Source organism: Arthrobacter gengyunqii (assembly GCF_023022985.1).
GTDB classification, from domain to species: domain Bacteria; phylum Actinomycetota; class Actinomycetes; order Actinomycetales; family Micrococcaceae; genus Arthrobacter_B; species Arthrobacter_B gengyunqii.
In genome coordinates, this window is the sequence record NZ_CP095461.1 from 1,188,129 (window position 1) to 1,206,301 (window position 18,173).

Here is an 18,173-nt window from a genome sequence, read left to right on the forward strand (position 1 = left end):
AGTGCGGGGCTTTGGGCGCAGTGACCTTAAGCTGGTAGTTGTAGCTTTTTGCCCTTTGCAGTTCCTCGCCGCGCAACCTGCCGGTGCACACTGCGGACGGGACCATAAGCGGACCGCACCCAGCGGCCTGCGCAGACACGAAAGAACGGCGGTACCATTCCATGGCTTCGACCAAATCCAAACTGGATCCGATCATCTCCCTCGCCAAGCGCCGGGGGTTCGTCTTCCAGTCGGGTGAGATTTACGGCGGGTCCCGCTCTGCATGGGATTACGGCCCCCTGGGTGTCGAACTCAAGGAAAACATCAAGAAGCAGTGGTGGCAGCACATGGTCCGCGGGCGCGACGACGTCGTCGGGCTGGATTCCGCTGTTATCCTCCCGCGCCAGGTCTGGGAGGCTTCCGGCCACGTTGAGGTCTTCTCCGATCCGCTGGTTGAGTGCCTGAGCTGCCACAAGCGCTACCGCGCCGACCACCTCGAGGAAGCCTACGAGGAAAAGAAGGGCCACGCCCCCGAGAACGGCCTGGCCGACATTGCCTGCGCCAACTGCGGCACCAAGGGCCAGTGGACCGAACCGCAGGAATTCTCCGGCCTGCTGAAGACCTTCCTCGGCCCGGTGGCCAATGAAGAAGGCATGCACTACCTGCGCCCCGAAACCGCCCAGGGCATCTTCGTGAACTTCAACAACGTGCTCACCACGTCGCGGAAGAAGCCGCCGTTCGGCATCGGCCAGATCGGCAAGAGCTTCCGCAACGAGATCACGCCGGGAAACTTCATCTTCCGCACCCGTGAATTCGAGCAGATGGAAATGGAGTTCTTCGTCGAGCCGGGCACGGACGAGGAATGGCACAAGTACTGGATCGAAAACCGGTTCAACTGGTACGTGAACCTGGGCATCGACCCGGAGAACCTGCGCCTCTTCGAGCACCCGCTGGAAAAGCTGAGCCACTACTCCAAGGGCACCACCGACGTCGAATACCGCTTCGGCTTCCAGGGCTCCGAGTGGGGGGAGCTGGAGGGCATTGCCAACCGCACCGACTTTGACCTCGGCACGCACTCCAAGCACTCCGGCACGGACCTGAGCTACTTCAACCAGGCCACCAACGAGCGCTTCACTCCGTACGTGATTGAGCCCGCCGCCGGTTTGACCCGTTCCTTCATGGCGTTCCTCGTAGACTCCTACACGGAGGACGAAGCCCCCAACGCCAAGGGCGGCGTCGACAAGCGCACCGTGCTGAAGCTGGATCCGCGCCTGGCACCGGTCAAGGCCGCCGTGCTGCCGCTGAGCCGCAACGAGGACCTGTCTCCCAAGGCCAAGGACCTTGCCGCGCAGCTGCGCCGGAACTGGAACATCGACTTTGACGACGCCGGGGCCATTGGCCGCCGCTACCGCCGCCAGGACGAAATCGGCACCCCGTTCTGCATCACCGTGGACTTCGACACCCTCGAAGACCAGGCCGTCACCGTGCGCGAACGCGACTCGATGGCCCAGGAACGCGTAAGCCTGGACAAGGTCGAGGGCTACCTCGCCTCAAGGCTGATCGGAGCGTAATGGCACTGACTTTCCGCGAATGGCGCGAAGATGACGACCTGGCCCTGAATCAGCTGTGGGGCGATCCGGAAACGGTGCAGTCCGGCCAGTTCCGGGCAGTCCTGCGGCCGTCCTCCAACGAGCCGTGGAGCCGCTGCATCGTGGCCGAGGATGACGGAATTCCGGTGGCTGCCGGCGTCGTCTACGAAACCTCGCTGCATCCGGACCGGCTGTGGATCTACGTGGAGGTGGCCCGGGAAAACCGGCGCGCCGGCCTCGGATCCACCCTGCTGGGCATGCTGCGCAAGGAAGCCGAGACGGCGCCGTCGGGCGTCACCGCCCTGCGGGCGAAGGTAGAGCCGGGCACTTCCGGTGCCGCGTTTGCCGAAGCCGCCGGATTCTCGCGGATCCAGCGTTCGCGGGTTGTCGTGGTGGAACCGGGCCGGATCAGCCTGCCCGTGTTCTCCGACGACGCCGGTCCCCAGCTGGAGGAAGCCGCCACCGGTTCGGTGGAGCTGACGCAGGCTGTGGCCGAGTTCTACAACAGCGTGCACGGCTGGGACCGGGCGGACATGACGCTGGGCCGCGCCCAGCAGATGCTGCTCAACGACGCCACCGGTGCCGCGGGGGCCGTGGTGCTGCGGGATGCGCCGAAGGCAAAGGGCGGAAAGATCGCTGCGTTTGCCGTGAGCTACACGCACAACCGCACCGACGAGCCCGCCGATGTGTTCCTGGGATATGACACGAAGCTGGAACGGTCCGAGCAGGAAGCGGCACTGGAATCGCTGCTGGCCATGCTGACCTACCAGTACCCGGTGCAGCTGGAGGTGGACGAATCCATGGCTCCCGTCGCTCGGATCATCCAGGCTCTGCTGGAGAAGGGCGCGGCCCGCGAGGTCGGCCCGGCCACGGAGATCGTCAGCGGCTAGACCCTTTGCGGCCTTTTGCGGCTGCCAGTGCATTACGACGACGGCGGGTGCCGGTTCCTTGGGGAGCCGGCACCCGCCGTCGTTATGCGGAGCGGTGCCGGCGCCATCGAGTGTGCAGTTCTGGTGGGTCTCACGGGCCGGCTTCATACCGAGTGTGCAGGTCTGGTGGGTTGCACCGCACGCAGGTCACCGTATCTGCACACACAGTCGACGCAGCTCACCAGATGTGCACACTCGTGGCGAGAATATGCAGACCTGAAGCGCCCACCAGTCTGTCCGTGGAGATTAGGCCCGGGAAGCCAGCTGGCCGGAGATCGCGTACAGCACCGACTCGGTGACTTCATCCAGCGAACGCTCCGGACTGAACACCAGCCATTCAAGTCCGCCGATCAGAGCCGCACCAAACACGCTGCCGGCCACCACCTCCAGCCGGCCGTCCATCTCCGCCGGGGGAGAGGTCTCGCGGATGGGGATGATGAACTCGCCCAGGACTTCGCGGCGAAGCAGTTCCAGCGAGTGCTGCCAGGCGCGGTCGGTCCGAAAGATCTCTGCGGCCAGCAGCCGGGCCAGGGCGCGGTTGTCGGCGACCGTTTCCAGCAGGGCGCGGACCATGGACTGCAGGGCAGGCCATCCGGTCTGCGAGGAGCGGGCGTTGCGCACCGTTTCCGCAAGCACCCCCACGCCCTCCAGCAGCAGCTCCTCGAACAAGCCGTCCTTGGACGTGAAGTTGTAGTAGACACTGCCTTTGGCGACGCCGGCCCGCTCGGCAACGTTCTCCATGGTGGTTCCGGTGATACCGTTGTCCGCCGCCAGCTCCAACGCGGCATCGAGGATCGCGCGCTTGGTACCTGACTGGCGTGGCATGGAAACGTTCCTTCTTCTTTGTGATGGGCCTGCTTCGATCTTAGAGGTCCGGTCCGGGTCCGGCAGATTCAGAGGTCCGGCCGGTAGCCGCCCGGTAGCTCCCCGGTAGCCGCCCGGCAGCCCGGGGAAGCCCAACTTGGGAGAAAACGTCCGGACTTGGGACAATGATGCCGATCCGTGTTTCCTGCGCCCGTCCTCCGGGCTGCAACCCCGCGCCACCTCCGTTGCAACTCCGTGCCAAAGCCGAAGGACCCTCCCATGGGACACAGCCATTCCCCGCACTCCGATGAGCCGCCGTCCCCGGCAGCGCTGGCCGCCCGGCGCCGCGCCAACCTCCTGCTGACCTGGATCCTGGTTCCGCTGGGGCTGCTGGCCGTTATCGGCATGGTCCTGCTCTGGCCTTCCGGGGACCGCACCGGCATCACGGTGTCCGATCCCTACGCCACCGCCGACGGCGTCACTTTCGAAACCGGCAAGGTCCAGCGCGTCAGCGAGGAGGACTGTCCGTCGTCGCAGGCGCTGGTCGATGCCGGCGGGACCGCCCAGCAGTGCCTGGTGGCGTACACGGTCCCGAACTCCGGGGGCACCACCATTCAGGTGGAAGTTCCGCCTGAGGTCGCCAAGGGAGGCGCCGTCGAGGCAGGCGACACCATCCGCTACCTGAATCTTGAAGCCATCATGCAGCAGGGCGGCGGCGCACCGCCCTACGTCTTCGTGGACTTTGTCCGCTCCATTCCCATGGCCGCGTTGACCGTGCTGTACGCGGGCGTGGTGATCGCCGTCGCGCGCTGGCGGGGGCTGCGTGCCCTGGTCGGGCTCGCGGGCGCCTACGCGGTGTTGGCCGGGTTCATCCTGCCCGGGCTGGTGGAGGGCAAGCCGCCGCTGCTGCTGGGGCTGATCGGTTCGAGCGTGATCATGTTCGGCGTCCTGTATTTTGCCCACGGCTTTACGGCGCGCACCTCGACGGCGCTGCTGGGGACGCTGTTCGGGCTGTCCATCACGGCTTGTCTGGCCGCATGGGCGACCGATGCCGCCCACCTGGTGGGGGTTGACGATGAGAACGCGTACACGCTCATCAACTCCTCGGACAACATCTCGGTATCCGGCATTATCCTGTGCGGGCTGATCATTTCCGGTCTCGGCGTGCTGAACGACGTGACCATCACGCAGTCCTCCGCCGTGTGGGAGATGTACGAGCTGGCGCCCGGGGCGAGCGCCAAGCGGCTGTTCTCCGGGGCCATGCGGGTGGGGCGGGACCACATTGCCTCCACCGTCTACACCATTGCCTTCGCCTACGCCGGGGCGGCGCTGCCGGTGTTGATCCTCGTCTCGCTCTACGACCGGGCCTTCCTCGACAGCATTACCAGCGGTGAACTGGCCGAGGAAGTGATCCGCACGCTCGTGGGCTCGGTGGGCCTGGTGCTGGCCATCCCGGTCACCACGGCCATCGCCGTCCTGGTGGTCAAGGCGGTGGGCATCAAAGGGATTCCGCGCAGCGCGGACGGAGCACACGCGAAGCACGACGACGGCGGGACGCCTCCGGCGCACGCAACACCCGCTGTCGGCGGGGTGCTCGACCACGCAGCGCCCGGCGTCGTCGGCGGGACGCCTGCCCATCCCGCCGACGACGCACCGCCGACCCGGCGTTCGCTGCGCAACCGGCCCTAGAGGCCCGCTGCGCAGCGAACGCACGGCCTCGAAGGGCACACGTCCTACGGCGCGCACGTCCTACGGCGCCGCCGGAGCCGGGGCGGGAATAACCGGCGGCTCGAAAGTGAACGTCATGCCGAGCAGCCAGACCAGCAGCAGGACCACAGGCAAATGGATGATGAACTGCAGGAAGGTGAACCCCACCAGGTCCCTTGCCCGCAGCTTCAGCACCGCCAGCAGGGGCAGCATGAAGAACGGATTGATCAGGTTGGGCAGCGCCTCGGCAATGTTGTAAATCTGCACCGTCCAGCCAAGGTTCATCTCCACATCGGTGGCGGACTGCATCACATAGGGAGCTTCCACCAGCCACTTGCCGCCGCCGGAGGGCACAAAGATGCCCAAGATGACGGTATAGATGGCTATTACGACGGCGAACGCCCCGCCGGCGCCGATGTTGGTAAAGAACGTGGCCAGATGCTCGGAAAGGGTGGTCCCGCCGCCGCCTTCGGCTTTGGTGAGGATCGCGGCCATTGCGGCGTAGAGCGGAAACTGGACCAGGATGCCGGCGGTGGCGGGCACTGCCTTGGTGACGGCCTGCAGGAAGTTGCGCGGCGTGCGGTGCAGCACCAGCCCCAGGATGAGGAAGACCAGCAGATAGCCGTTGAGGCTGGAGATCACGCTGAGGAACGGTTTGGTCACGAACTGCGAGACCAGCCACCCGGCGGTCAGCAAGCCCATGAGCATCGGCAGGATGGGGCTGTACTCCAGCCATTCTCCGGGACGCTCCCGGGTGGAGGCAGGCTCAGGCGTGTCATCCAGGTCCACGCCCAGTTCCGTAGCGGTGCGGATGGCTTCGCCCTTGGGTGCTGAGAGATGCGCGATCACGGTGGTCAGGGCAATCAGGATGGCGCACGTGAGCAGCGACTGCCAGGTGAAAATGGTCTTGCCGAAGTCCAGGACCCCGGTGACTTCCAGCAGAGCCGGCGGCAGCGACGCCGCCGTGGCCTGCAGCTGCGCGGCGGAGGACGACAAGCCCAAGGCCCAGACCGCACCAAGGCCCATGAATGCGGCCGCGCCGAGCGCACGGTAATCCACGCGCAGATCGGAGCGCCTGGCTATTGCCCGTGCGAGCAGCCCGCCGAAGACAATGCTCAGTCCCCAGTTCAGGAAGGACACGGACATCGACAGGAACGCCACAAAGCTGACGGCGGTGGTGGCGGTCTGCGGAACCCGTGCCAGCCGGGCGATAAGCTTCGCCACCGGGGGAGAGGTGGCCACGACATAGCCGGTCAGGACCACCATCGACATCTGCAGGGTGAAAGCGGTCAGGTCCCAAAAGCCGTTGCCGAAGGCATCCGCCACGTCCTGCGGTGAGGACCCGTTGAGCAGCGCGGCCAGGGCAATGATGACCACACCGGCCAGGGCAAAGATGTAAGCGTCGGGAAACCACTTTTCGGTCCAGCGGGCCAGAGCTTGGGCAACTCTTGCCAGGCCTTTCTCGGAGCCGGCCGAGCGGGTGGTGGCGGTAGACATGGCGGGACCTCATTCTGGTTGCGGCAGTGAAACCGAAGGGGTACGGATGGATGGCCTGCCCAGTACTGAAAAACCATCATTGTGATGCAGGCCACCTGCACGCTAGGGGGTGTTCCCCGGGCCTGTCAATCGGCGTCCGGGGCCGGTCTGCAGCGGTGTCCGCACGACACGCTGCCGGAAGGTTCCCCACAACCCGCAGCAGGATTTGCACCGGCTTGCGAGAATGGGGGTGTGACTGTTTCATCTCCAGAACTCAAGCTCGAGCTGCCGCCGCTGCAGCTGGGCCCCATTACCGTGGACACGCCGGTGATCCTGGCTCCCATGGCCGGCATTACCAACAAGGCGTTCCGGCGGCTCTGCCGCGAATACGGCGGCGGCCTGTACGTCTCCGAAATGGTCACCTCGCGTGCCCTCGTGGAGCGCTCGCCGGAGTCCCTGCGCATCATTGAGCACGACGACGACGAAAAGGTCCGCTCCGTCCAGCTCTACGGCGTGGACCCGGTGACCGTCGGCGCAGCCGTCCGGATCCTGGTGGAGGAAGACCGCGCCGACCACATTGACCTGAACTTCGGCTGCCCGGTGCCTAAGGTCACCCGCAAGGGCGGCGGCTCGGCCCTGCCCTGGAAGCTGGACCTGTTCACCGCCATCGTGCAGACCGCCGTGAAGGAAGCCTCCCGCGGCAACGTTCCGCTGACCATCAAGATGCGCAAGGGCATCGACGAGGACCACCTGACCTTCCTCGAGGCAGGCCGCATCGCCCGCGACTCCGGGGTTGCCGCCGTCGCGCTGCACGGCCGCACGGCGTCGCAGTTCTATTCCGGCAAGGCCGACTGGAACGCCATCGCCGAACTGCGCGAAGCCCTGCCGGACGTTCCCGTGTTGGGCAACGGCGACATCTGGTCCGCTGAAGACGCCATCGCCATGGTGCGCCAGACCGGCGTCGACGGCGTCGTCATCGGCCGCGGCTGCCAGGGCCGGCCGTGGCTCTTCGGGGACCTGCAGGCGGCGTTCGAGGGCAGCGACACCCGGCACCGCCCGGGCTTGAAGGAAGTCTCCGACAGCGTCTACCGGCACGCCGAACTGCTGGTGGAAACCTTCGGCGGGGAAATGATGGCGCTGCGGGACATCCGCAAGCACATGGCCTGGTACTTCAAGGGCTACGTGGTGGGCGGCGATCTCCGCGCCCAGCTCGCCACCGTCCCCACGCTCGAAGTCCTGCGCGAACTGCTGGACCAGCTGGACCCCGAGGCCCCGTATCCCGGCGTTGACGCCGAAGGCCCCCGCGGCCGCGCGGGCTCACCCAAAAAGACAGCGCTGCCGGAACACTGGCTGGAATCGCGGGAGCTCAACGCCGCACAAAAGTCCATCATTTCCGCAGCTGAACTCAACATCTCAGGCGGCTAAACACCCATGACCTTTCCGCAGGCTTTCCAAACCGCAGGCTATACCGACGTTGACCTTGCACGCTGGGTCACCGAGCCTGCCAAAAACACCAACCGCACCCAGTTCGGCCGCGACCGCGCCCGGGTGCTGCACTCCTCGGCGCTGCGCCGGCTCGGGGCCAAGACCCAGGTCGTGGCCCCGGACACCGACGACTTTGTCCGGACCCGGCTGACCCACTCCCTGGAGGTGGCCCAGGTGGGGCGCGAACTCGGCAATGCGCTGGGCTGCGATCCCGACGTCGTCGACGCCGCCTGCCTCTCACATGACCTGGGCCATCCGCCGTTCGGCCACAACGGCGAGACCGCGCTGAACGATATAGCCCATGCCATCGGCGGGTTCGAGGGCAACGCGCAGACCCTGCGGCTGCTGACCCGGCTGGAGCCCAAGATCATTGCGCCCGACGGCGGTCCGGCCGGCCTTAACCTGACCCGGGCCTCCCTCGACGCCGCCACGAAGTACCCGTGGTCCATCGCGGACGCGCCGCTGGTGAACGGCCACCGGACCACCAAGTTCGGTGTCTATGAAGACGATTTGCCCGTCTTCACCTGGCTGCGCGACGGCGCCCCCGCCGGCCGCTCCTGCCTGGAGGCACAGGTCATGGACCTGGCTGACGACATTTCCTACTCCGTGCACGACGTCGAAGACGCCATTGTTGCCGGCCACGTACAGCTCAAGTGGCTGGACAACCCGGACCAGCGCGCCCGCGTCATCGGTTACACCCAGCAGTGGTACCTGCCCGGCACCGACGGCGCAGCGATCGAGGAGGCCCTCAAGCGGCTCGAAGCTGATCCGGTGTGGGTCCGCGAGTCCGACGGCAGCCGCAAGTCCATGGCCGCGCTCAAGGACATGACCAGCCAGCTGATCGGCCGGTTCTGCAACAGTGCCCTCGAAGCCACCCGCATCATCTACGGCACCGATCCGCTGACCCGCTACAACGCCGAGATGGTGGTTCCGGAAGAGACCAAGCTGGAGATCGCCGTCATGAAGGGACTGGCCACCACCTTCGTGATGACCACCGACCAGCGGCAGCCGCTGTATGAACGCCAGCGCGAGATCCTCACCGCCCTGGTGGCCCAGCTGTCCGCCACGGGGGATCGGCACCTGGAACCGATGTTCGCTGCCGATTGGCGGGAAGCGGCCGACGACGGCGCCCGGCTGCGCGTGGTCGTGGACCAGGTCGCCTCCCTTACTGACGGGTCCGCGCTGGCACTGCACGAGCGCCTGGTGGGCCCGGTTCCCTCGCTCTGGTAAAAACATCTGGTTGTCTCGGATGAAAAAGGACCGATAACTCTGGCGCCGCCCGGTGTGTCTCGTTAGTGTTTCGGCTCTGAGGTGTAACATCCACCCCTTCGGTTACCACTGGCCGCAGGAGCACCTCTACCGGACAACTCTCACGGGGGACTCTTCATGAGCGACCAGCCACACCCATCCCGTTCGCGCCGGCTCAGCGACCCGCTTCCGCCGTCCGCCCGACGCCGCAGCCGGTGGGGCATCCTGCTGGCCGCCCTGCTGTCCCTGATGTTTTTCGTCCCGATGGCAGGCCCGGCCAACGCCGCCGTCGATCCGGAACCGCCGCGCGGGCCGGCTCCGGCGTCCGATGCCGGCACTGACATTGTGATCACGTCCCTGGGCGAAGGACGACGGAACATCTCCGGTTATCTGCCGCCGCTCGGGGCCACCTGGCCCATTGACACCTATCCCACCTCCCGTCCGGCGGGCTACGAGACAGAGAACGTGGGTTTTGCGGGGGTCATCAACACCCAGGAAGTGGGCGGGACCACTACGGCCCAGATGTACTGCATCGATCTGCGCACCTCCACACGGGTGGGCATCGGGTATGAAAACGGCACCTGGGACGAATCCAACGTTCCCAACATCGGATATGTGAACCGGATCCTGAATACCTACTACCCGAGCACGAATCTCCCTGCCGGTGTCACCAACAACAATGATAAGGCCGCGGCCGTGCAGGCAGCCATCTGGTTCTTCACGGACGGCTATGTTGTCAACCGCACCAACAACCTGTATTCCACCGTTGCCTCGATCGTGAACGACACCATCGCGGCCGGGCCGCTGGACGAACCGGACGCCCCGGATATTTCGATCACTCCCGCCACTGCCGAAGCAGCGGTAACCGGTGTCGCCGGACCCTACACCGTGACCTCGGAGGCCGATGAAATCACCGTGACGACCGATGAAGGCTTCGGTCTCTTCGCAGATGAAGCAGGCACCGTACCGCTCACCAACCCCGTCGCCAGCGGTACGCAGGTGTGGGTGCGGAGCGAGGACGGAGGCACCGGGCCAGCCGCCATCAGTGCACGGGCGGTAGTGACCGTTCCCACCGGCAGTGTGTACCTCTATGACGGGGCGACATCCGGGGTGGACGCTGCCCAGAAGCTGATCCTCGCGGACACCCGGGACCTGAGCTCCGCAGCCAGTGCCACGGCGACCTTCTACGAGGTCGGAGCCTTGACGGTTACCAAGTCAATAGAGGGTCCGGCCGCCGGCAGCCAGGGTGCGGTGGTCATCAGTATCGATTGCGGACCGGGATACCAGTTCACCTTCAACATCGACGCCGAAACTACCGGGGCGTCGTCGGAGACCTTCACCGACATTCCTGCGGGAACCGCCTGCACCATCACCGAGCCCACCAACGGCACCACTGCCAGTGTGCAGGTCAGCACTACCATTGTGCCCACCGCTGTCACCATCCCCTCGGGTTCAACGGCAACGGCAACCGTTACGGACACGTACACCTTCACACCGGGAACGCTGGTGGTCACCAAAACCAACACCGGCGAGGCAGACGGCGCCCAGGGCGAGGTGACAATTTCCGTGGTCTGCACCCTGGACGGTGCCACCACCGTACTGGACACCACTATCACGATTCCGGCGGGAACCCTCACCCCGGAGCCCGCAGAATTCCCCGGCCTCGCCGCCGGCACCATCTGCGCCGTGACGGAAACCGCCAGGGGGGAAACCACGGCTGTGTCAGTCGAGGTGGCCGGGGAAGGGACCGTAACGATTCCGGCCGCAGGAAGTGTCACCGCAGCACTGACGAACACCTACACCTTCACCCCGGGAACCCTGGCGGTCCGCAAGGACATCGCCGGCACCGGTGCGGGGCGGCAGGGCGTCGTCACTTTGCAGGTGACCTGCTCCTCCGGCCTGAACCAAACCATCACCATCCCGGCCGGAACCACCCAAACCACCACAGAGGAATTCACGGGCCTTCCCGCCGGGACCACCTGCACGGTTACAGAGACGGCGGACGGTGCGACCACGGAGGTCAGCGTGACCACGGTGGTTGACCCGGCAGGCGGCGCAGTAACCGTCCCGGCCGGCGACGGCGTTGAGGTGACCTTTACGGACACGTACACGGTCAACCCCGGAGCCCTGGTCGTGAACAAGGCCATCGCGGGGGTGGCTGCGGGCCAGCAGGGCGATGTCACCCTGCAGGTCACCTGCACTTTGGAGAGCGCAGTTGTCGCAGAGGGGACCTTCACCGTCACTGCCGGCACCACCGGAACCGTTCCCGCGGGCACCCTGACGGGGATTCCGGAAGGTGCCAGCTGTGCCGTCACCGAACCCGTCACGGGGGAGAGTGCTGAAATAGGCGTGGTGGTGGATCTGCCTGATTCCGTAACCATCACCGCAGGCGCCACTGCCACGGCCACAGTGACGGACACATACAGCGAGAATCCCGGCACCCTGATCGTCACCAAGGTGATTACCGGTGAGGCTGCCGGGAACCAGGACGCCGTTGAGGTGGACGTCCTCTGCACCCTGGCCGGGGAAACTGTGTTCTTCGAAACATCGCAGATCCCCGCTGGACAGACCGGAGAGGTGGGCGCACAGTTCCTGAACATTCCCTCGGGCGCCTCCTGTGCCATAACTGAACCGATCACCGGGGCCACCGAAGTTGTCCAGGTCAGCTCCGAACTCCCGGCGGCGGTTACCATTACCCCCGGTGGCACGGAGAGCGCGACGGTCACGAACACGTACACCTTCGCTCCGGGCACGTTGACGGTTACCAAGTCCATCACCGGTGAAGCGGCCGGTGAGCAGGGCGAGGTGATCCTGGAGGTTCAGTGCGGGCCGGACGGATCCGTGCTGAGCGAGACGGTGACGATCCCTGCCGGGTCCACCGGGGATGTTTCCACGACGTTTGAGGACCTTCCCGCCGGCACCGAGTGCACGGTCACGGAACCGACCAGCGGAGCCACTGAGACCGTCCAGGTCTCGACGGTCCTGCCGGATCCGGTGACCATTCCCGCCGCCGGGGGCTCCGAAGCTACGGTGACCAACACCTACACCTTCGCTCCGGGCACGTTGACGGTTACCAAGGCCTTCGCCGGTGAAGCTGCCGGTGAGCAGGGTGAGGTTGTCCTGCAGGTTCTGTGTGGTCCGGACGGTTCGGTGCTGAGCGAGATGGTGACGATCCCGGGGGGGTCCACGGGGGAAGTTCCCACCACGTTTGGGGACCTTCCTGCCGGCACCGAATGCACGGTCACGGAACCGACCAGCGGAGCCACTGAGACCGTTCTGGTCTCGACGGTTCTGCCGGATCCGGTGACCATTCCGGCAGGCGGCGGTTCCGAGGCTACGGTGACCAACACTTACACGTACGCTCCCGGAACGTTGACGGTCTCCAAGGTCATTACCGGTGAAGCGGCCGGTGAGCAGGGCGAGGTTGTGCTGCGGGTCCAGTGCGGGCCGGACGGGTCGGTGCTGGATACGACAGTGACGATCCCGGCCGGTTCAACGGATCCGGAGAGCGCCACGTTTGAGGATCTTCCGACCGGCACCGAATGCACGGTCACGGAGCCCACGAGTGGAGCCACCGAGACGATCCTGGTCTCGACGGAACTGCCGGACCCTGTGACTATTCCGGTTGGGGGAGGATCCGAAGCCGCGGTAACCAACACCTACACGTTCGCTCCGGGTACGTTGACGGTCAACAAGACCATCACTGGTGAAGCGGCAGGCCAGCAGGGAGAAATTGTCCTGCGGGTCCAGTGTGGCCCGGACGGATCGGTGCTGGATGAGACAGTGACGATCCCGGCCGGGTCCACGGATCCGGAGGGCGCCACGTTTGGGGATCTTCCGACCGGAACCGAGTGCACGGTCACGGAGCCCACGAGCGGAGCCACCGAGACGATCCTGGTCTCGACGGAACTGCCAGACCCTGTGACTATTCCGGCCGCCGGGGGCTCCGAAGCCGCGGTAACCAACACCTACACCTTCGCACCGGGCACGTTGACGGTTACCAAGGCCTTCGCCGGGGACGCCGCCGGGCAGCAGGGTGAGGTTGTCCTGCAGGTTCTGTGCGGTCCGGACGGATCAGTGCTGAGCGAGACGGTGACAATTCCGGCGGGAACGGAAGACAATGTCACCACCACGTTTGAGGACCTTCCCGCCGGCACCGAGTGCACGGTCACGGAACCGACCAGCGGGGCCACTGAGACAGTTCTGGTCTCGACGGTCCTGCCGGAGCCGGTAACAGTGGTCGGGGCTCAGACTGTCACGGCCACGGTTACCAACACCTACACCCTGGCACCGGGCACGTTGACGGTCACCAAGGTCATCACCGGTGATGCATCGGGCGCGCAGGGTGAAGTCGTCCTGCGGGTTATGTGCGGACCGGACGGCACGGTCCTGGATGAAACGGTGACCATTCCGGCCGGAACCACGGGTGGTGTCAGCACCGGGTTCTCGGACCTCCCCACCGGCACCGAGTGCACCGTTACCGAACCTGTTAGCGGAGCAACCAGTACCGTGAATGTGGCGGCGGATCTGCCGGATCCGGTAATGATTCCGGCCGGCGGCGGGGCTGAAGCCATCGTCACCAACACCTACAGTTCGGTGGTTGCTCCGACGCCGAAACCCACCCCGGCACCGGTCAAGCCGGCCCGTCCGGATCTGCCCTCCACCGGCGCCAACGGAACCGTCGGCTTCCTCGCCGCCGGGGCCGGACTGCTCTTGGTCGGTGGCCTCGCAATGGCGGCCAGCCGCCGCAAGGCAAACAGTGCGGAGGATGACAGCAGCCATCAGCAGTAATCCGCAGTAGCAGTCAGAGAGGATCCCGTACGGCCGGTGGCCGTGCGGGATCCTCTTTGTGCGGGACCCTTCTGCACCGGAACCCTAGGGTGTGCCGCGCGTCACCAGCCACGGCGGTTAGGACAGGAAGAATAGACTGGGATCATGGCCGGCCTGATTAAACGCGAAGACATTGACGAAGTACGCTCCCGCACCGACATCAAGGCCGTGATTGACGGCTACGTGACGCTGAAGTCCGCCGGCATCGGGTCCTACAAGGGGCTGTGCCCCTTCCACGACGAGCGCTCGCCGTCCTTCCACGTCCGGCCCCAGGTCGGCACCTACCACTGCTTTGGCTGCGGCGAGAGCGGCGACGTTATCTCGTTCGTCCAGAAAATGGACCACGGCACCTTTTCGGAGACCGTGGAGAAGCTCGCCGCCCGGCTTGGCTACGAACTGCACTATGAAGACGGCGGAACCGGGCCGCGCCGCGAAGACGTCGGCAAACGCCAGCGGCTGTTGGACGCACACAAGATTGCAGCGGAATTCTTCGCCGCGCAGCTGCGGACTCCCGGCGCCCAGGCAGCCCGCGATTTCCTGCAGGAACGCGGTTTCGACCCGGCAGCCGCAGCCCACTTCGGCGTCGGCTATGCACAGCAGGGCTGGGACTCATTGCTCAAGCACCTCACCGACAAGGGATTCACCCGCGAGGAACTGGCGGGCACCGGCATGTTCTCCACCGGTTCGGACGCTTCCCGCTTCTATGACCGATTCCGCGGCCGGCTGATCTGGCCCATCCGCGACCTGACCGGAGCCGTGATCGGGTTCGGCGCACGCAAGCTTTACGAGGATGACCAGGGTCCCAAATACCTGAACACCCCCGAGACCGCGCTCTACAAGAAGTCCCAGGTCCTTTACGGCATTGACCTGGCCAAACGGTCCATTGCCAAGGACCGGCAGATCGTCGTCGTCGAAGGTTACACCGACGTTATGGCCTGCCACCTCGCGGGCATCACCACCGCGGTCGCCACCTGCGGCACCGCCTTCGGCGAGGACCACGTCAAGATTGCCCGCAGGCTGCTCTCCGATGACGGTTCCGGGGGAGAGGTGATCTTCACCTTCGACGGGGACGCCGCGGGACAAAAGGCTGCGCTGAAAGCCTTCGATCTGGACCAGCGCTTCACGGCTCAGACCTATGTGGCCGTAGACCCGGAGGGCATGGATCCGTGCGACATCCGGCAGAAACACGGAGACACCGCCGTCGCTGAGCTCATTCGCTCCCGGCGTCCGCTGTTCGAGTTCTCCATCCGCTCCACGCTGCGCAAATTCGATCTCAATACGGTTGAAGGCCGGGTTCAGGCGCTGCGTGCCGCAGCACCGGTGGTGGCGGAAATCCGCGATCCCGCCATGCGTCCGGCCTACGCCCGTGAGCTCGCCGGCTGGCTGGGCACCGATGTGGACGACGTCACCCGTGCCGTCGGCTCAGCTGCCAAGCGGTTGCGGGAGGGCAACTCCCACGCGAACTCCTCCTCCGGCAAGCCGGGGCACGACGACGCCCGCGGCTCCCAGCATGAGTCCCGGGACCAACGTGGCCAGCAGGGGAATCGGCAGAATCAGGGGAGCGGGCAGGATCAGCGCGGGTATGGCCAGTCCGTGCCTGAACCGGTGTTGGAACAGCCGGCCTTCTCCCGTCCGGACCCGCGGGATCCTGCTGCCCGCATGGAGCGCCAGGCACTGGAAGTGGCCCTGCAGCAGCCGGGACTCCTGGATGAAGGGCAGTGGGAACGCTTCAAAGCCGCCCGCTTCTCCGTTCCGGCTTACTTGGCGGTGCACAACGCGATTATTGCCGCCGGCCACGCAGGCGCAGGTCCGGCGCAGTGGGTGGAACAGGTCCGCGAGGAATTGCCGGACACCCTGCGTGACTTCGTCAGCGAACTGGCGGTCACTCCGCTGCATGCCCGGGACAACGACGCCCTCCAACGGTACTGCCGGGATATCCTCAACCGCCTCTTCGAACTGCAGGTGACGCACTTGAAAGCCGAAAAGCTGGGCCAGCTGCAGCGGCTCGATCCGTCAGCCGATCCGGCTTTGTTCCAGCAGCTGAACCGGGAGCTGATGGAGCTGGAAATGCAGCGCCGCGCGCTGCGCGGAGACCAGTAAGGGGCCCGGGTCTGCACCGATTTCGCTTCCCTGTAAAACCTCTGTAGAGTAGGACACGCGCTTTCCTCCGTAGCTCAATTGGCAGAGCATTCGACTGTTAATCGAAGGGTTACTGGTTCAAGTCCAGTCGGAGGAGCAAGAGAGAAGACCCGTGACCGGGCGGTATGCCGGTCACGGGTCTTTTTGCGTTAATCGCTGTCCACGCCAATGCCTCCAGCCCCCCCCGCCTGCACGCTGCCGGCCCGTTCCCGGGAAGGAGAGGTACGACACACCGTTTGTGGAGAATGCACTCCAAAAACCCTGTATAGTTGATCTCGCGCTTTCCTCCGTAGCTCAATTGGCAGAGCATTCGACTGTTAATCGAAGGGTTACTGGTTCAAGTCCAGTCGGAGGAGCAAGAGACCCCCTGGAAGGCAGAAAATGCCTGCCAGGGGGTCATTTTTTATGTCAGCGGACGGCTCGGGCTTCTCCCGGGCGCAACCGAAGACGCGCGACTGCCTCAAAGTGGCAACTTCTGCGGTTACACTGGGCCGGTAGATCGCCGACGACGGCCAGCCCCGGACATTCCCCGGGGGGCCGCCACCGGCCTGCTGCAGGCAAAACATCCTGTTGCCTCGAATCCGGATCCCAAGGTCCGGATTCCGCCGTGAGCGCCCCCGGGTTCCATCCCGCCGGCCGGCTCACGGCCTATCCCCGGCAACATCGGCAGGAGCCTCGTCATGACATCACACGTACACGCCCGGCAGCCCATTAGCACGGAGGACATCTTCGGTTCGCATGAGGGCGGCAAATTATCCGTCGAATCTCGGCTTCCCCTGGACAGCAGCCGGAACCTGTCCATCGCCTACACGCCCGGCGTGGCAGAGGTAAGCCGGGCGATCGCCGCAGATCCCGCACTGGCGGACACGTACGCCTGGGCCTCCCGCCTAGTGGTTGTGGTCAGCGACGGTACGGCAGTTCTCGGGCTCGGCAACATCGGACCGTCGGCCTCCCTGCCGGTGATGGAGGGCAAAGCGGCTCTGTTCAAGACCTATGGGGGATTGAACTCCATTCCCTTGGTCCTGGACACCACCAACGTTGATGAAATCATCGAAACGCTGGTCCGGCTGCGCCCAAGCTATGGCGCCGTGAACCTGGAAGACATTGCCGCGCCGCGCTGTTTCGAGCTGGAGCAGCGGCTCATCGAAGCCCTGGACTGCCCGGTCATGCATGATGACCAGCACGGCACCGCCATCGTGGTTCTCGCCGCTTTGCTCAATGCTGCGAGAGTCGTCGACCGCGCGCTGGAAGGGTTGCGGGTGGTGATCTCCGGCGCCGGCGCCGCGGGAGTGGCCTGCGCCAACATCCTGCTGGACGCCGGAATCCAAGACGTGGTGGTCCTCGATTCACGCGGGATTCTCTCTCAACGGCGGTCGGATTTCACCGGAGTCAAGGCTGACCTGGCCGCCAGGACCAATCCCCGAGGCGTGGACGGCGGAGCCGCTGAAGCCCTCAACGATGCGGACGTCTTCATCGGAGTATCCTCCGGCACCGTTGATGAGGCAGTTCTGGCCACCATGGCCCCGGATGCGGTGATTTTTGCCCTCTCCAATCCCGATCCGGAGGTCCATCCCGAGGTGGCTGCACGCTATGCCGCCGTGATTGCCACCGGGCGCAGCGACTTCCCGAACCAGATCAACAACGTGCTGGCCTTTCCGGGGGTGTTCCGCGGCGCCCTGGACAGCGGCGCGCGGCGGATCACCCCGGCCATGAAGGTAGCGGCCGCTGCAGCCATCGCAGACCTGGTGGGAGCCGATCTCAGCGCCCGCTTCATCGTCCCCAGCCCGCTGGACCCCCGAGTCGCGCCGGCCGTCGCAGCAGCAGTAGCCGCCGCCGCGCGGGACAGCTAGCCTTACGGGAAAACGCCCCTGCAGGCCGCCGCACGCAGGACATCGGCGGCCTGCAGTGTTTTTCGGCGGTTGTGGAGTTCCGGCCCGGCACCGCTTTCGCCGCAACGACAAGGCCTCTGCTTCTCGGCCTGTTCCCA

Annotated in this window: 10 protein-coding genes and 2 tRNA genes; 10 read left to right on the forward strand and 2 right to left on the reverse strand. The window is 65.5% G+C overall.

The window, feature by feature from the left end; genetic code table 11:
• Positions 1-161: 161 nt before the first annotated feature.
• Both MUG94_RS05390 and MUG94_RS05395 read left to right on the forward strand, forming a co-directional pair.
• Positions 162-1,550, forward strand: a complete 1,389-nt coding sequence (locus MUG94_RS05390; protein WP_227891294.1) for a glycine--tRNA ligase — start codon at positions 162-164, stop codon at positions 1,548-1,550.
• Positions 1,550-2,458, forward strand: a complete 909-nt coding sequence (locus tag MUG94_RS05395; RefSeq protein ID WP_227891290.1) for a GNAT family N-acetyltransferase — start codon at positions 1,550-1,552, stop codon at positions 2,456-2,458. Before MUG94_RS05390 ends, MUG94_RS05395 begins: the two co-directional genes overlap by 1 nt.
• A 285-nt stretch (positions 2,459-2,743) precedes the next feature.
• On the opposite strand, the gene MUG94_RS05400 is transcribed toward MUG94_RS05395, so the two are convergent.
• Positions 2,744-3,322: a TetR/AcrR family transcriptional regulator gene (locus MUG94_RS05400; RefSeq protein ID WP_227908109.1), complete on the reverse strand. Its 579-nt coding sequence runs from the start codon at positions 3,320-3,322 to the stop codon at positions 2,744-2,746.
• A 258-nt stretch (positions 3,323-3,580) separates the two neighbouring features.
• On the opposite strand from MUG94_RS05400, the gene MUG94_RS05405 reads away from it, so the two are divergent.
• Positions 3,581-4,990: a YibE/F family protein gene (locus tag MUG94_RS05405; RefSeq protein WP_247098839.1), complete on the forward strand. Its 1,410-nt coding sequence runs from the start codon at positions 3,581-3,583 to the stop codon at positions 4,988-4,990.
• A gap of 60 nt (positions 4,991-5,050) precedes the next feature.
• Here the strand turns inward: MUG94_RS05405 and MUG94_RS05410 are convergent, their stop codons facing one another.
• The gene (locus tag MUG94_RS05410; protein ID WP_227908125.1) at positions 5,051-6,505 is read right to left on the reverse strand and encodes a short-chain fatty acid transporter; all 1,455 of its coding nucleotides are present in this window, start codon (positions 6,503-6,505) and stop codon (positions 5,051-5,053) included.
• A 231-nt stretch (positions 6,506-6,736) separates the two neighbouring features.
• Here MUG94_RS05410 and dusB point away from each other — a divergent pair, with 231 nt between their 5' ends.
• The 7 genes from dusB (at position 6,737) to MUG94_RS05445 (ending at position 18,036) form a co-directional block, all read left to right on the forward strand.
• Entirely contained in the window at positions 6,737-7,909 is a 1,173-nt protein-coding gene (gene dusB, locus MUG94_RS05415; protein WP_227908126.1) for a tRNA dihydrouridine synthase DusB, read from the forward strand.
• 6 nt (positions 7,910-7,915) lie between these two features.
• A complete protein-coding gene (locus tag MUG94_RS05420) occupies positions 7,916-9,199 on the forward strand; it encodes a deoxyguanosinetriphosphate triphosphohydrolase (RefSeq protein ID WP_227908127.1) in 1,284 nt (427 codons plus the stop codon).
• Positions 9,200-9,355: 156 nt separating this feature from the next.
• Positions 9,356-14,008, forward strand: a complete 4,653-nt coding sequence (locus MUG94_RS05425) for a thioester domain-containing protein (protein ID WP_227908128.1) — start codon at positions 9,356-9,358, stop codon at positions 14,006-14,008.
• Between the two features lie 144 nt (positions 14,009-14,152).
• Positions 14,153-16,147: a DNA primase gene (gene dnaG / locus MUG94_RS05430; RefSeq protein WP_227908129.1), complete on the forward strand. Its 1,995-nt coding sequence runs from the start codon at positions 14,153-14,155 to the stop codon at positions 16,145-16,147.
• 63 nt (positions 16,148-16,210) lie between these two features.
• Positions 16,211-16,283 (forward strand) — tRNA-Asn (locus tag MUG94_RS05435).
• A gap of 186 nt (positions 16,284-16,469) precedes the next feature.
• Positions 16,470-16,542, forward strand: a tRNA-Asn gene (locus MUG94_RS05440).
• 324 nt (positions 16,543-16,866) lie between these two features.
• Complete coding sequence (locus MUG94_RS05445; RefSeq protein ID WP_227908130.1) at positions 16,867-18,036, forward strand: NAD(P)-dependent malic enzyme; 1,170 nt, start codon at positions 16,867-16,869, stop codon at positions 18,034-18,036.
• Positions 18,037-18,173: the final 137 nt, after the last annotated feature.